The organism is Streptomyces beigongshangae (assembly GCF_019710745.1).
GTDB lineage: Bacteria > Actinomycetota > Actinomycetes > Streptomycetales > Streptomycetaceae > Streptomyces > Streptomyces beigongshangae.
In genome coordinates this window covers 23042-36944 of the sequence record NZ_JAHKJW010000001.1, presented here as the reverse complement: position 1 = coordinate 36944, position 13903 = coordinate 23042, and the positions used below count along the sequence as shown (strand labels likewise).

Annotated in this window: 12 protein-coding genes; 3 read left to right on the top strand and 9 right to left on the bottom strand. The window is 73.2% G+C overall.

Annotated elements, in window-relative coordinates:
• Nucleotides 1-131: 131 nt before the first annotated feature.
• The 4 genes from KM933_RS00155 to KM933_RS00140 all read right to left on the bottom strand — a co-directional run bounded on the left by KM933_RS00155 (nucleotide 132) and on the right by KM933_RS00140 (nucleotide 6694).
• A complete protein-coding gene (locus KM933_RS00155) occupies nucleotides 132-2234 on the bottom strand; it encodes a SpoIIE family protein phosphatase (protein WP_260332834.1) in 2103 nt (700 codons plus the stop codon).
• A gap of 366 nt (nucleotides 2235-2600) precedes the next feature.
• Nucleotides 2601-3293 (bottom strand): cytidylyl-2-hydroxypropylphosphonate hydrolase, encoded by a 693-nt coding sequence (gene fomD, locus KM933_RS00150; RefSeq protein WP_221347661.1) that lies wholly within the window; start codon nucleotides 3291-3293, stop codon nucleotides 2601-2603.
• 72 nt (nucleotides 3294-3365) lie between these two features.
• Nucleotides 3366-4751, bottom strand: a complete 1386-nt coding sequence (locus KM933_RS00145) for a class II fumarate hydratase (protein ID WP_221347660.1) — start codon at nucleotides 4749-4751, stop codon at nucleotides 3366-3368.
• A 245-nt stretch (nucleotides 4752-4996) separates the two neighbouring features.
• A complete protein-coding gene (locus KM933_RS00140; RefSeq protein ID WP_221347659.1) occupies nucleotides 4997-6694 on the bottom strand; it encodes a fumarate hydratase in 1698 nt (565 codons plus the stop codon).
• 156 nt (nucleotides 6695-6850) lie between these two features.
• Here KM933_RS00140 and KM933_RS00135 point away from each other — a divergent pair, with 156 nt between their 5' ends.
• The gene (locus KM933_RS00135) at nucleotides 6851-7564 is read left to right on the top strand and encodes a DUF1707 SHOCT-like domain-containing protein (RefSeq protein WP_221347658.1); all 714 of its coding nucleotides are present in this window, start codon (nucleotides 6851-6853) and stop codon (nucleotides 7562-7564) included.
• A gap of 227 nt (nucleotides 7565-7791) precedes the next feature.
• Entirely contained in the window at nucleotides 7792-8169 is a 378-nt protein-coding gene (locus KM933_RS00130) for a WhiB family transcriptional regulator (RefSeq protein ID WP_221347657.1), read from the top strand.
• A gap of 150 nt (nucleotides 8170-8319) precedes the next feature.
• Here the strand turns inward: KM933_RS00130 and glpX are convergent, their stop codons facing one another.
• Nucleotides 8320-9351: a class II fructose-bisphosphatase gene (glpX, locus tag KM933_RS00125; RefSeq protein WP_221347656.1), complete on the bottom strand. Its 1032-nt coding sequence runs from the start codon at nucleotides 9349-9351 to the stop codon at nucleotides 8320-8322.
• A 125-nt stretch (nucleotides 9352-9476) separates the two neighbouring features.
• Between glpX and KM933_RS00120 the strand changes: the two genes are divergently transcribed.
• Entirely contained in the window at nucleotides 9477-9995 is a 519-nt protein-coding gene (locus tag KM933_RS00120) for a DUF4245 domain-containing protein (protein ID WP_221347655.1), read from the top strand.
• Between the two features lie 109 nt (nucleotides 9996-10104).
• Here KM933_RS00120 and KM933_RS00115 read toward each other — a convergent pair whose 3' ends face one another.
• The 4 genes from KM933_RS00115 to KM933_RS00100 form a co-directional block, all read right to left on the bottom strand.
• Nucleotides 10105-10695, bottom strand: a complete 591-nt coding sequence (locus tag KM933_RS00115) for a malonic semialdehyde reductase (RefSeq protein WP_221347654.1) — start codon at nucleotides 10693-10695, stop codon at nucleotides 10105-10107.
• Between the two features lie 188 nt (nucleotides 10696-10883).
• Nucleotides 10884-11138: an exodeoxyribonuclease VII small subunit gene (locus KM933_RS00110; protein ID WP_221347653.1), complete on the bottom strand. Its 255-nt coding sequence runs from the start codon at nucleotides 11136-11138 to the stop codon at nucleotides 10884-10886.
• A gap of 9 nt (nucleotides 11139-11147) precedes the next feature.
• Entirely contained in the window at nucleotides 11148-12368 is a 1221-nt protein-coding gene (xseA, locus tag KM933_RS00105; RefSeq protein ID WP_221347652.1) for an exodeoxyribonuclease VII large subunit, read from the bottom strand.
• 112 nt (nucleotides 12369-12480) lie between these two features.
• Nucleotides 12481-13842: an APC family permease gene (locus tag KM933_RS00100; RefSeq protein WP_260332833.1), complete on the bottom strand. Its 1362-nt coding sequence runs from the start codon at nucleotides 13840-13842 to the stop codon at nucleotides 12481-12483.
• Nucleotides 13843-13903 lie beyond the last annotated feature (61 nt).

Below are 13903 nucleotides of genomic sequence, written 5' to 3'. Positions count from 1 at the left end.
TTTTCAGGGGCGCGGGGCTTTCAGGGCGCGGGGAAGGGCACGGTCCTTTCCGGGGCGCGGGGGAACCGCGCGACCGGCCACGGCGGACCCGCGGCGCACCACCCGCGCCCCGGACCCCACCCGCGGCGGAGCTACCCGTGGTTCAACTCGAACCACACGACCTTCCCCGTGCTGAGCCGGGTAGCCCCCCACCGCCGCGCCAGCTTGTTGACCAGGTAGAGCCCGCGCCCGCCCTCGTCCGTGGCGCGGGCATTGCGCAGCCGGGGCAGCTGCGGCACGTCGTCCCCGACCTCGCACCGCAGCACGTCCGTGCGCAGCAACCGCAGCGTGACGGGCCGCGAGGCGTACCGCACGGCATTGGTGACGACCTCGCTGACGAGCAGCTCCACGGAGTCCGTCAGCTCCTCCAGGTCCCAGCGGGCCAGCGCCTTGCGGGCCAGCCGCCGCGCCCGCCCGGGCGCGGCGTCCTCGGGTTCGAGGTGCCAGACCGCGACGTCGCTGGGCGCGATCCCGTCGAAGCGCGCGGCGAGCAGCGCGATGTCGTCGTCCCGGTCACCCGGACCGAGCATGTCGAGCACCTCGTCGCACAGCGCCTCCAGCGGCGGCGGATGGTCGGGACCGGTCAGCTGCGCGGTCGCGGCGATCCGCTCCCGCAACTGCTCTATCCCCGTCCACACGTCCCGCAGCCGCGACTCGACCAGCCCGTCGGTGTAGAGCAGCAGCGTGGCGCCCGCGGGCGCGTCCAGCTCGACCGCCTCGAAGTCCACTCCGCCTACGCCGATGGGAGCACCCGGTGGTACGCGCAGTACCTCGGCGCGACCGCCCAGATGCAGCAGGACGGGTGGCGGATGGCCGGCGTTGGCGATGGTGATGCGGTGCGCGACCGGGTCGTACACCGCGTACAGGCAGGTCGCCATGCGGTCGGTGCCGAGCCGCTGGGCCTGCTCGTCCAGATGGTGCAGGACCTCCTGCGGCGGCAGGTCCAGCCCGGCGAGGGTCTGCGCGGTCGTCCGCAGCTGGCCCATGATCGCCGCCGAGGTCATGGAGTGGCCCATGACGTCACCGACGACCAGGGCGACCCGGCTGCCCGGCAGCGGGATCGCGTCGTACCAGTCGCCGCCCACCCGGGCCGTCTCGGCGGCCGGCAGATAGCGGGACGCCAGCCGTACGCCCGTGGGCCGCGGCAGCGTCTCGGGCAGCATCGTGCGCTGCAGCTCGTCCGCGATGTACGCCTCGCGCCCGTACAGCACCGCCTTGTCGATGCCGAGCGCGCTGTGCGTGGCGAGCTGCGCCGCGACCAGCAGGTCGTCGGTCTCGAAGGCGGGCCGGTCGGGGCGGCGCAGGAACAGCGCGGCCCCGATCACGCGCCGGCGGCCGCGCAGCGGCGCGAGGATCGCGCGCTGGCCGCCCGGCACGGTCAGGTCCTCGCCGATCAGCTCGGGCAGCGCGGCCCGGGCGGCGGGCGCGTCCGCGAAGACGGGCCGCACACCGCGCAGCACCTCGTTCAGCGCGCCGCCGGGCCGTACGGTGCACAGCTCGGCGGTGACGCCGACGTCGGGCTCCGGCTGCAGCGCGGGCAGCAGGAAGCCCTCGGTGTCCCGGTCCTCCGGGATCCGGTCCGTGCGCCGCAGCCGCAGCATGACGGGCCCGGTGGGCCGCTCGTCGCCCACCGGCAGCGGATCGCGCAGGTAGACCAGGATCGCGTCGGAGAAGGTCGGCACCGTGGCCCGGCACAGCCCCATCACGATCTCGTCGAGGTCGATGCCGCGGGCGATCCGCCGGGTCGCGGCTCCGACGAAGCGCAGCCGGTCGCCGTCGCGGCGCATGGGCATGGGGGCGCCGGGCACCGCGCTCCGTCCCGTACGCCGGTCCGTGTCGGCCTGGTCGACGGCGGCGCCGGCGATGGCCTCGGCGCCGGGCCGGTCCGCGGCGGCCTCGGGCCGCGGCCGGTGCGGTCCGGACTCCGTCGCGGACGGCTGGGAGTGCTCGGGGCCGCTGCCGGCGGGTGTGCCGGCCGGAGCCTGGCCGTCGGGTACGGGCACGGCCGCGGCCCCCGCCTGGGCGGGGGTCCCGGCGGGCCGGGTCTGCGCGGGCAGACCCGAGGCGCCCTGTACCGGCGGCTCCGGGGTACGCAGAAGCGCCCCGCGGGGGTCCGCGGGGGCCGTGGGCCGGGCAGCGCTGGGCTGCCGGCGCTCGGGGGAGATGGGGTGCTCCGTCACGCGTGTCGAATCCATCCGTCCGGTGCTGCGCGCCGTGCGTGCAGTTCGTCCCGCAGGAAACCCGATACCCGGAATGCGTGCCCCCGGAACGGAATCCCCGCGTGATCAGACAGCCTGTCAGAAGAAGGGGCTCCGGGCACCGGCGGGAACGACCTGTTTCGCCGGCGCCGGGCCGTACCGCTGTGCCCCTCGTACCCCTCGCTCACGTCCTGCCGCCCCTCGGTGACGTTCGGTCAAGCACAGCACATCGTGCGGGAGTTGCCGGAGCGCACCCGCCTGCCACCCGGCCACCACTCCTCAACGACGGTGCCGTGCACCGATCCTGACCGGCTGTTGCGGAGGACGATCCTACGGTTCTACCACGGGGGCACATCAAGGGTCTCACGTGGACACGTGCGCGGGCGTGCGATCCCAGTCCTCCGGCAGGGACGGCACGGGCCAGGCCGGATCGGGGCGCCAGCGCTCCCAGCCGTCCGGGAACGGCGGGCCCCAGACGCGGATCACCTCCACCGCGGCCCGTCCGGCCTCCCGGACGCGCGCCGCCGAGCGGGCGTCCATCAGGCCGTCCCGCTGGGCCTGCGCGAACTCGTCCTCGTCGCGCCAGCCCCAGGTCCGGTCCGGGTGCACCGAGATGTCGAGGAAGTGGTCCTCGGAGTCGACCCCGCCGGACCATCTGGCGAGCGGCTCCTCCAGGTTGACGTACCAGTTCTTGAACCGCCAGCCCGGCTCCCAGAACAGCCACACCGACCACGGCTCGCCCGGCCGCGCCAGCTTCAGGACGCCCGTGCCGAACCAGCGGTCGCGCTGCACGGTCCGGGGCTTGGTGTAACGGGTCTCCAGCGGTTCCGTGTGCACCGGCGTGCCGTCCGCGAGGACGGGTCTCATGCACTCCGTCCCCGGGGCCAGCCACACGGCGAGCAGTTCCGCGTCGTCCCGCACGACGGTCACGGGGCGCACGATGTGGAAGCGGTCGCCGGCGTTCTCCCGGTACCGCCACAGGATCTGGCTCCCGGGGTTCCAGTACGCCGCCGGACCGCCCGCTTCCACCTGTGTCACCGTTCCGCCCTGTGTCATGAACAGATATTAGGCGCCGGAGGCGGGCGGAGCGGCGGTCGATGCCATGGTTCGCCCACCGGCCGCACGGCGTTACGGCCGTGTCATCCGCAGGACATCCAGCGCCTCGTCCAGCTGTTCCCGGGTGAGGTCGCCGCGGTCGACGTACCCCGACTCCAGGACGACCTCCCGGATGGTCCTCCGCTCGGCCAGCGCCTTCTTGGCGACCTTCGCGGCCTCCTCGTACCCGATGTACTTGTTCAGCGGCGTCACGACCGACGGCGACGACTCGGCGTACTCCCGGGCGCGCTCGCGGTTGGCCGTGATCCCGTCTACGGTGCGGTCGGCGAGCAGCCGGGAGACGTTCGCGAGCAGCCGGACCGACTCCAGGACGTTCTTCGCGATGACCGGCAGCATGACGTTCAGCTCGAAGTTGCCGGAGGCCCCGGCGGCGGCGATCGTGGCGTCGTTCCCGGTCACCTGCGCGGCCACCATCAGGACGGCCTCGGGGATGACGGGGTTCACCTTGCCCGGCATGATCGACGAGCCCGGCTGGAGGTCGGGCAGATTGATCTCCGCGAGGCCCGTGCGCGGCCCGGAGGCCATCCACCGCAGATCGTTGGAGATCTTCGTGAGCCCCACGGCGACGGTCCGCAGCTGCCCGCTGGTCTCGACGACGCCGTCCCGTGCGCCCTGTGCCTCGAAGTGGTCGCGCGCCTCGGTGAGCGGCAGCCCGGTGGCCCGCGCGACCTCGGCGATCACGGCGGCGGAGAACCCCGGCGGGGTGTTGATCCCGGTTCCGACGGCCGTGCCGCCCAGGGGCAGCTCGGCGAGCCGGGGGAGGGACGCCTCCAGCCGCTCGACCCCGTACCGCACCTGGGCCGCGTACCCGGCGAACTCCTGGCCGAGCGTCACCGGGGTGGCGTCCATCAGATGGGTCCGCCCCGACTTCACGACGTCGGCGAACTCCTCGGACTTGCGGGTCAGCGAGGCGGCGAGGTGCTCCAGCGCGGGGACGAGGTCGCGGGTGACGGCGGCGGTCGCGGCGATGTGGATCGAGGACGGGAAGACGTCGTTGCTGGACTGCGAGGCGTTCACGTGGTCGTTCGGGTGCACGTCCCGGCCGAGCCGCTCCGTCGCCAGCGTGGCGATCACCTCGTTGGTGTTCATGTTGGACGAGGTCCCGGAGCCGGTCTGGAAGACGTCCACCGGGAAGTGGTCGTCCCACGTGCCGTCCGCGACCTCTCCCGCGGCCTCCTGGATGGCCTCCGCGACGTCCTTGTCCAGTACGCCGAGCCCGGCGTTCACCTTGGCCGCGGCCGCCTTGATCCGGGCGAGGGCCTCGATGTGCGCGCGCTCCAGGCGCTGCCCGGAGACCGGGAAGTTCTCGACGGCGCGCTGGGTCTGGGCCCGCCACTTGGCGTCCGCGGGGACGCGGACCTCGCCCATGGAGTCGTGTTCGATGCGGTAGTCGGTCATGGCAGGTATATCGCCGCCGCCGCCCGTACCCATTCCCGTCCCGGAGGGCTGCCACCCCCCGGACCCCCGCAATCGCGCTGCGCGCCCGCCCCCGGACGCCGGACGGGCCGGAACGCCCGGCGCCGGACGGGCTGGGACATCCGGCGCCGGACGGGCAGGGAGACCCGGGGCGCGGGGCCGTGACACATGCGGCTCCGCCGCGGGGCGCGGCCGGCCCCCACCCGGACCGCGCCCGGACTCCGCCCTCAGCCCAGCCCCAGCCCGGGCCCCCGCACCGGGATCGAGGTGAACGTCGGCGCCGGCGCCGGGTCCTTGAAGAAGTCGTTGCCCTTGTCGTCGACGACGACGAACGCCGGGAAGTCCTCCACCTCGATCTTCCACACGGCCTCCATCCCGAGCTCCTCGTACTCGACGACCTCGACCTTCTTGATGCAGTCCTGCGCGAGCCGGGCCGCGGGCCCCCCGATCGACCCGAGGTAGAACCCGCCGTGGGTCCCGCACGCGTCGGTGACCTGCTGCGACCGGTTCCCCTTCGCCAGCATCACCCGGGACCCGCCCGCCGCCTGGAACTGCTCCACGTAGGAGTCCATGCGCCCGGCCGTGGTCGGCCCGAAGGACCCGGAGGCGTACCCCTCGGGCGTCTTGGCGGGGCCCGCGTAGTACACCGGGTGGTCCTTCAGGTACTGCGGCATCCCCTCGCCCGCGTCGAGCCGCTCCTTGATCTTGGCGTGCGCGATGTCCCGCGCCACGACGAGCGGCCCGGAGAGCGAGAGCCGGGTCCTGACCGGGTACTTCGTCAGCTCGGCCAGGATGTCGTCCATCGGCCGGTTCAGGTCGATGCGCACGACGTCACCGGCCTCGTCGAGCTGCTCGTCCGTCGTGTCGGGCAGGAACCGCGCCGGGTCGGTCTCCAGCTGCTCCAGGAAGACGCCCTCCGCGGTGATCTTCGCGACGGCCTGGCGGTCGGCGGAGCAGGAGACGGCGATGGCGACCGGGCAGGACGCGCCGTGCCGCGGCAGGCGCACCACCCGCACGTCGTGGCAGAAGTACTTGCCGCCGAACTGCGCGCCGATCCCGATCCGCTGCGTCAGCCCGAAGACCTTCTCCTCCAGGTCCCTGTCCCGGAAGCCGTGCCCGAGCGGGGAGCCCTCGGCCGGAATCCCGTCGAGGTAGTGCGCGGACGCGTACTTCGCGGTCTTCAGGGCGTACTCCGCGCTCGTGCCGCCGACGACGATCGCGAGGTGGTACGGCGGACAGGCGGCCGTCCCCAGGGAGCGGATCTTCTCCTCCAGGAACCTCATCATGGACGCCTCGTTCAGGACGGCCTTCGTCTCCTGGTAGAGGAACGACTTGTTGGCCGAGCCGCCGCCCTTGGCCATGAAGAGGAACTTGTAGGCGCCGCCGTCGGTCGCGTACAGCTCGATCTGGGCGGGGAGGTTGGTGCCGGTGTTCTTCTCCTCCCACATGGTGAGCGGGGCCATCTGCGAGTAGCGCAGGTTCAGGTTCAGGTACGCGTCGTGGATGCCGCGGGACAGGGCCTCCTCGTCGCCCCCCGCCGTGAGCACGTTCTGGCCGCGCTTGCCCATCACGATGGCCGTGCCGGTGTCCTGGCACATGGGCAGGACACCGGCGGCCGCGATGTTCGCGTTCTTCAGGAGGTCCAGCGCGACGAACTTGTCGTTGCCGGACGCCTCCGGGTCGTCGATGATGCGCCGCAGCTGGGCGAGGTGCGCGGGCCGCAGGTAGTGCTGGATGTCGTGGATCGCCTCGGCGGCGAGCGTGCGCAGCGCCTCGGGCTCCACCCTGAGGAAGGTGCGCCCGTCGGCCTCGAAGGTGGAGACACCCTCGGAGGTCACCAGCCGGTACGGGGTGGTGTCCTCTCCCTGCGGGAGCAGGTCGGTGTACGCGAACGCGGGGCTGGGAGCGGGGGAACTGTGCGGCATCTTCGCCAAATCCTTCATCGACGGACAGCGGCCGGCCTCCGTTGGCGGCGCCCACCAGCGTAGGACCTGCCCCGGGCACCGGTGGTGCGGGGTGAGGCACAGTTCGCCGTCCACGCCCTCTGGTCGCGATCTATCGCGTTTGGGTACGCTGCTGCCGTGGACCTTCAGAAGCACACCGAGCCCGACCGCCGGACCCGTACCGACCCCCGGACCCGTACCGACCTCCGGGCCTCCGACGCGGACCGCGACCGGACCGCGGACATCCTGCGCGAGGCCCTCGCCGAGGGGCGCCTCACCCCGGAGGAGCACGCGGAGCGGGTCGAGGAGGTCCTGCGCGCGAAGACCGTGGGCGAGCTGGAACCGCCGGTGCGGGACCTGCCGGCGGCCCACCGGCCCCGCACCGCGCCGGCGTTCTCGCCGCCCCCCGACCGCCCCCTGCCGGGCGCGGTCCCCTCGGTCGCCGACGAGAACGTGGTGGCGGTGTTCAGCGCCGCCGTGCGCAGGGGCCGCTGGCGCGTGGGCCGCCGCACGCACGCGTACGCGATCTTCGGCAGTGTGGAGATAGACCTCAGCGAGGCGCTGTTCGAGCACCAGCAGGTGGTGATCAAGGCGATCTCGGTCTTCGGCAGCGTCGAGATCCGCGTCCCGGAGAACGTGTCGCTGCGCGGCAGCGGCGGCGGGGTCCTCGGCAGCTTCGAGGTGGACACGCTGGACTCGGGCGAACAGGACGCGCCCGTGGTCTACGTGGACGGGCTGGCCGTCCTCGGCAGCATCGAGGCGAGGCCCCGGCGGGGCAAGCTGATAGAGGACATCCTCGGCCGGGTCGGCGACCGCGTGAACGCCACGTTGCGCAAACACCTGGGGCGTTGACGGTCGCGAATCCCGCGGCGGCCGCGCGCCGGGCGGTCGCGCGTCCGGCGTCCGGCGTCCGCGGAGGGGGCCGGTCCGGCGCCGTACGGAGGGAGCCGGTCCGGTGAGGGGGCCGCCGCACCGGTCCCGGTCCCCCGTGCTCGGGAACCGAGTGCTTAGGCGCGCGTACAACGGGTAGGGCTTGCTGCGTCGTCTCTCGCTCGCGAAGCCGTCGTCAGGAGTAGACCGTGCCGCATCCGCCGCATCAGTCCCTGCAGGTCGCTGCCGTTCCGCCCCAGCCGGCGCCGGTGCGCGAGAGGGACCAGGACGTGCCCTGGCACACGGAGGCCGTGTGCCGCCGCGACGAGGCCGGGCTGTTCTTCGCGCCCTCGAAGGAACCCACCGCGGCCCGGCTGTCCCGCGAGGAGGCGGCGAAGCGGGTCTGCGCGCGCTGTCCGGTGATGGTCGAGTGCCGGGAACACGCCCTGCTGCAACCCGAGCCGTACGGGGTCTGGGGCGGCCTCACCGCCGCCGAGCGCCGGGTGGCCCTGGCCCGCCGGCGCCGCCGCGACCTGGAACTCCAGAAGGCGGCCCGGGCGGCGGGCACCATAGCCGCGGCCGGCTAGCCCCCGACGGCGACGGCGCGTCCCTCCGCGCAGGAAGGGGCGCCCCATCACCGTGCCGGGGGTGGCCCCGTCAGGGGCGCGGGGAACCGCGCGACCGGCCACAGCGGACCCGCGGACCGACGACGGCAGTGGTGCCGCTGCCCGGCGGAGTCACTTCGCCCGGTCGAAGTCGATCGCCGAGTACGCCCGCAGCTTCGCCAGCCGGTGCTCCGAGTTGATCCGCCGCACCGTCCCCGACTTCGACCGCATCACGATCGAGTCGGTCGTGGCGGTCTCGGACCGGTACCGGACCCCCCGCAGCAGCTCGCCGTCGGTGATCCCGGTGGCGACGAAGAAGACGTTCTCGCCGGAGACCAGGTCGTCGGTGAGCAGGACGCGGTCGAGGTCGTGCCCGGCGTCCACCGCCCGCGCCCGCTCCTCGTCGTCCTTGGGCCACAGCTTCCCCTGGATGGTGCCGCCGAGGCACTTCACGGCACAGGCCGAGATGATGCCCTCGGGCGTGCCGCCGATGCCGAGCAGCAGGTCGATGCCCGTGCCCTCGCGCAGCGCCAGGATCGAGCCCGCGACATCGCCGTCGGAGATGAGCTTGATGCGCGCGCCGGTCTCCCGGATCTCCTTGACGATGCCGTCGTGGCGCGGCCGGTCGAGGATGACGACCGTGACGTCCTCGGGCGTGACGCGCTTGGCCTTGGCGACCCGGCGGATGTTCACGGACACCGGGGCGTCGATGTCGACGAAGTCGGCGGCCTCGGGCCCGGTGACCAGCTTGTCCATGTAGAAGACCGCGGACGGGTCGAACATGGTGCCGCGGTCGGCGGCGGCCAGCACCGCGATCGCGTTGGTCATGCCCGCGGCGGTGAGCGTGGTCCCGTCGATCGGGTCGACGGCGATGTCGCACTCGGGGCCGGTCCCGTCCCCGACGCGCTCCCCGTTGAAGAGCATCGGGGCCTCGTCCTTCTCGCCCTCGCCGATGACGACGACGCCGTTCATCGAGACGGTGGAGACGAGGGTGCGCATGGCCCGTACCGCCGCGCCGTCGGCGCCGTTCTTGTCGCCGCGGCCGACCCAGCGGCCCGCGGCCATGGCGGCGGCCTCGGTGACCCGGACCAGTTCGAGGGCGAGGTTGCGGTCGGGGGCCTCGGAGGGGACCTCTAGCTCGGACGGCAATTGATGCTCGGTCATCGGAGCGCACCTTTCTGATACGACGACGGCCGGATGGGGGTTCGGGCCGACTCTATCCCCACTCCGACATAATGAGCAGGGGGGCCCACGGATGAGCAGACCAGTACACCTGCGACGATGGGGGGGTGGCAGGTACGAAAGGCAAGCAGTCGGCCCGGGACATGGTGCTGTCCCTGGGCGTGATCGGCATCGTCGCGGGCTTCATCTACGTCTTCATCCCCAACGACGACTCGGAGCCCCCGCTCGAACGGGTCGACTACCGCGTGGAGCTCCTCACGGCGCGCCGTGCGGCCTCGTACCCGGTGGCGGCGCCCGAGGGCCTGCCCGAGGAGTGGAAGGCGACCTCGGTGCGGTTCCGCGGGGACGACTTCGGCGCGTGGCACCTCGGCTTCCACGACCCCGACGGGGAATACGTGGCGGTCGAGCAGTCCACGCAGAAGCCCGGCACGTTCATCGAGGACGCCAGCCAGGGCGCCGAGGAGACGAACGTCGTCCAGCGCATCGGTGAGAAGTCCTGGAAGCGGTACGAGGGCGCGAAGTACGACGCCCTCGTGCTCCGGGAGAAGAACTCCACGACCGTGGTGGCGGGTACGGCGCCGTTCGCCCGGCTGGTGGAGATGGTGGAGTCGCTGAAGACGTCGTGAGCGCGGAGCGGGCAGGACACGCAGGACACGGGGAGGCCCCCGGCACGCCGCCGGGGGCCTCTCCCATGTCCGTGTCCGTGCTCGCGTCCGGACGGGCGGGCGCGGGGCTTCAGACCGTCGTGACGACCTGGTCGAACTCCAGGCGCGGGGAGCGCGGGAACCAGGCGTTCTCGGCGGGCCGGCCGATGTTGACCACCATCAGCGGGGTGTGGTCACCGTCGAGGAACTCCTTCTGGACGCCCGCGGGGTCGTAGCCCGTCATCGGACCGGCGGCCAGACCGGCGGCGCGGACACCGACGATGAAGTACGCGGCCTGCAGCGCGGCGTTGAGCGCGGCGGCACCCTCGCGGACCGGGCGCTCGGCGAAGAACGCGTCCTTGGCCTGCGGGAAGTGCGGGAGGAGGTACGGCAGCTCGTCGTGGAACTCGTTGTCCGCGGACAGGATCGCGACGAGCGGGGCGGCGGCCGTCTTCGGCCGGTTGCCCTCGGCCATGTGCCGCACCAGGCGCTCGCGGGCCTCGGGGGAGCGGACCAGGGTGATGCGCAGCGGCGACTGGTTGAAGGCGGTCGGACCGTACTTGACCAGGTCGTAGATCGCCTGCACCTGCTCGTCGGTCACCGGCTCGTCGGTGAAGGCGTTGGCGGTACGGGCCTCGCGGAACAGGAGGTCCTGGGCGGCGGGGTCGAGGACGAGAGACATGGGACAACCTTCTCGGAGCGTGCGTCGGATCACGGGGACCGGCTGACACGTATGAAGGTACGCCGATTAGGTTTAACTTTCAACGAAAATCGGATCAAGGTGATCCGCTTCACACGTGCACAGCTTGACCGGTCGCACCGGGACCGTCCCGCCGCGCCGGCACCGCCCCGTGTCCCGCCCCGGGGACTTCATCCCGCGTCCTGCCGCCCTCCGTCCCCCTCTTCCCCGGTCCCTTCTTCCTCGTCCTCGGCCAGCGCGGCGTCGAGGCGGGCGCGGGCGCCGTCCAGCCAGCGCCGGCACACCTTCGCCAGCTCCTCGCCCCGCTCCCACAGGGCCAGCGACTCCTCAAGCGTCGTACCGCCCGTCTCCAGGCGGCGGACGACCTCGATGAGCTCGTCCCGCGCCTGCTCGTACCCGAGCGTCTCGTCCGTTGTGCTGGTCATGCGTCCACCCTAGGGTCTGTCTCGGACATCGACTCGTACCGCGAACTCGCCGGTGGCGACCCGCGCCCGCAGGGGCTCGTCCGCTGTCACCTCGTCCGCGGAGCGGACGGCGTGGCCGTCGGACTTCTGCAGGACCGCGTACCCCCGCTGGAGCGTCGCGGCGGGGGAGAGGGCCACCACACGCGCACGTGTGTGCGTCAGCTCGGAGTCGGCCCGGTCCAGGAGGTGGCCGAGCGTACGGCGGCCGCGGTCCAGGAGCGCCGCGACCTGGCCGGCCCGCTCGTCCACCATCCGGTGCGGGTCCTCCATCGAGGGACGGGCCAGCGCGTGCGCGAGACCCCGCTCCTCGCGCTCGACGAGGGCCCCCACGTGGCGGCGGGCGCGGTCGCGCAGGAAGCGGATGCGTTCGTACTCCTCGCCGACGTCCGGCACGACCTTCTTCGCGGCGTCGGTGGGCGTGGAGGCGCGCAGGTCGGCCACGTGGTCCAGGAGCGGATTGTCGGGCTCGTGGCCGATGGCCGACACGACGGGCGTACGGCAGGCCGCGACCGCCCGTACGAGCTGCTCGTCGGAGAACGGGAGGAGGTCCTCCACGCTGCCGCCGCCGCGCGCCACCACGATCACGTCGACCTCGTCCGTCGCGTCCAGTTCCTGCACGGCCCGCACGACCTGCGGAACGGCGTGCACGCCCTGCACGGCGACGTTGCGCACCTCGAAGCGGACGGCGGGCCAGCGCCGTCGCGCGTTCTCCAGCACGTCCCGCTCGGCGGCGGAGGCGCGGCCGGTGACCAGCCCGATCAGCTGGGGCAGGAACGGGAGCGGCTTCTTGCGCCCGGGCGCGAACAGCCCCTCCGCGGCGAGCGACTTCTTCAGCTGCTCCAGCCGGGCGAGCAGTTCCCCGACGCCCACGGGCTTGATCTCGGCGGCCCGGAGCGACAGCTGCCCGCGCGGCGCGTACCACTCGGGCTTCGCCTGGACGACGACCCGGGCACCCTCGCCCACCACGTCCGCGACGGCGTCGAACACCTGGCGGTAGCAGGTCACGCTCACGGAGATGTCGTACGACGGGTCGCGCAGCGTCAGGAAGACGACACCGGCGCCCGGGCGGCGCGACAGCTGGGTGATCTGCCCCTCCACCCACACCGCGCCGAGCCGGTCGATCCACCCTCCGATGAGCCGCGACACCTCGCCGACGGGCAGGGGGGCGTCGGCGGACGTATTGAGAGCCATGCCGCGAGCGTAGCCGCCGCCGCTGACAGCACCGGCGTACCTCGGCAGGCCGTCGCCGGCCCCACCGGACCCGCACCCGCCCGACCCGTCCGGCCACCCCGAAAACCCCGGGTCAGTCCGCCGCGGGCGCCCGCCCCCGCTGAGCCGACGACACCACCAGCCCCACCCCGAGCCACACCGCCCCCACCACCTGCGCCGCCCCCGACGCCTCGAAGATCACCAGGACGGTGATCCCCGCACCGGCGACGGGGACCACCACGTGCCGCCACCACACCACCGCCCCGCCCCGCCGCCGCACGGCGAACCACCCCACCACGCTCGCGTGCAGCAGCGTGAACGCGGTCAGCGCGCCGACGTCCACCACGGACACCAGATGGTCCATCCCGTCGTCGCGCCGGGCGGCCCACACGGCCGCGACCAGCGTGATGACGGCCGCGCAGAGCAGGGCCGCCCGCGGCACCCCGGAGTCCGTCCGCGACAGGACCCGCGGCAGCCGCCGCTCCCGGGACATCGCGAACAGCAGCCGTCCGGCCGCCGCCTGCCCGGCCAGCGCGGCGAACGCCGCCCCGACCGCCTTGCTCACGGCCACCAGGTCGTGCAGCCACGTACCGACCGAGGCGTCGACGGCGTCGTAGAAGGCCGTCCCCTGCCTCACCGGGTCGTCGGCGAGCCGCGCCGACGACACCGGCGCCAGCAGCGCGACCAGGTACGTCTGCGCGATGAACAGCACCCCGGCGAGCGCCAGGCAGCACAGCACGGCCCGCGCGACCTTCCCCGAACCGCCGGTGACCTCCTCCGCGAAGGAGGCGATCGCGTCGAAGCCGAGGTACGACAGCACGGCGACCGACACCGCCGCGAGGACCGCGGACAGCGCGAACGCCCCCTGCGAACCGTCTCCGGACAGGGGTGACAGCCAGCCCCGCTGCGCCCCGTCGCGTGCGAGGACCACGACCGCGGACACGACGAAGACGAGCAGGACCACGATCTCCAGCGCGAGCACCAGGAAACCGACGCGCGCGGCGACCCGTACGCCCCACAGGTTCAGCAGCGTCGTGACGAGCACCGCGACCGCCGTCCACACCCACCGCGGGACACCCGGGACCAGCGCGTTCATCGCGATCCCGGAGAAGAGGTACGCCACCGCCGGGATGAGCAGGTAGTCCAGCATCGCCATCCACCCGGCGACGAACCCGGCCTCCTTCCCGAGCCCCGCGCGCGCGTAGGCGAACACCGAGCCCGCCCGGGGGACGACCCGCACCATCTGCGCGTAGCTGAAGGCGGTGAACGCCATGGCGACCGTGGCGACGACGTAGACCAGCGCGACCGCCCCGTGGGACGTGGCGTCCAGGGCCCCGAAGACGCCCACCGGTGCCATGGGGGCGATGAACAGCAGCCCGTACACGACCAGGTCCCGGAAGCCGAGACTGCGCCGCAGCCCCTGCTCCCCGCCGGGCGCGCCGGCCGGTGTTTCCATGGGGGACATCCGTGCCTCCGGGAGTCGTGCCGCGTCCGCTCCCTCCCGGCACCCGGCGTCC

Excerpts from the sequence above, each read along its gene's own strand:
- KM933_RS00155 (WP_260332834.1), bottom strand. The coding sequence starts at position 2,234 with ATGGATTCGACACGCGTGACGGAGCACCCCATCTCCCCCGAGCGCCGG.
- fomD (WP_221347661.1), bottom strand. The coding sequence starts at position 3,293 with ATGACACAGGGCGGAACGGTGACACAGGTGGAAGCGGGCGGTCCGGCG.
- KM933_RS00145 (WP_221347660.1), bottom strand. The coding sequence starts at position 4,751 with ATGACCGACTACCGCATCGAACACGACTCCATGGGCGAGGTCCGCGTC.
- KM933_RS00140 (WP_221347659.1), bottom strand. The coding sequence starts at position 6,694 with ATGCCGCACAGTTCCCCCGCTCCCAGCCCCGCGTTCGCGTACACCGAC.
- glpX (WP_221347656.1), bottom strand. The coding sequence starts at position 9,351 with ATGACCGAGCATCAATTGCCGTCCGAGCTAGAGGTCCCCTCCGAGGCC.
- KM933_RS00115 (WP_221347654.1), bottom strand. The coding sequence starts at position 10,695 with ATGTCTCTCGTCCTCGACCCCGCCGCCCAGGACCTCCTGTTCCGCGAG.
- KM933_RS00110 (WP_221347653.1), bottom strand. The coding sequence starts at position 11,138 with ATGACCAGCACAACGGACGAGACGCTCGGGTACGAGCAGGCGCGGGAC.
- xseA (WP_221347652.1), bottom strand. The coding sequence starts at position 12,368 with ATGGCTCTCAATACGTCCGCCGACGCCCCCCTGCCCGTCGGCGAGGTG.
- KM933_RS00100 (WP_260332833.1), bottom strand. The coding sequence starts at position 13,842 with ATGGAAACACCGGCCGGCGCGCCCGGCGGGGAGCAGGGGCTGCGGCGC.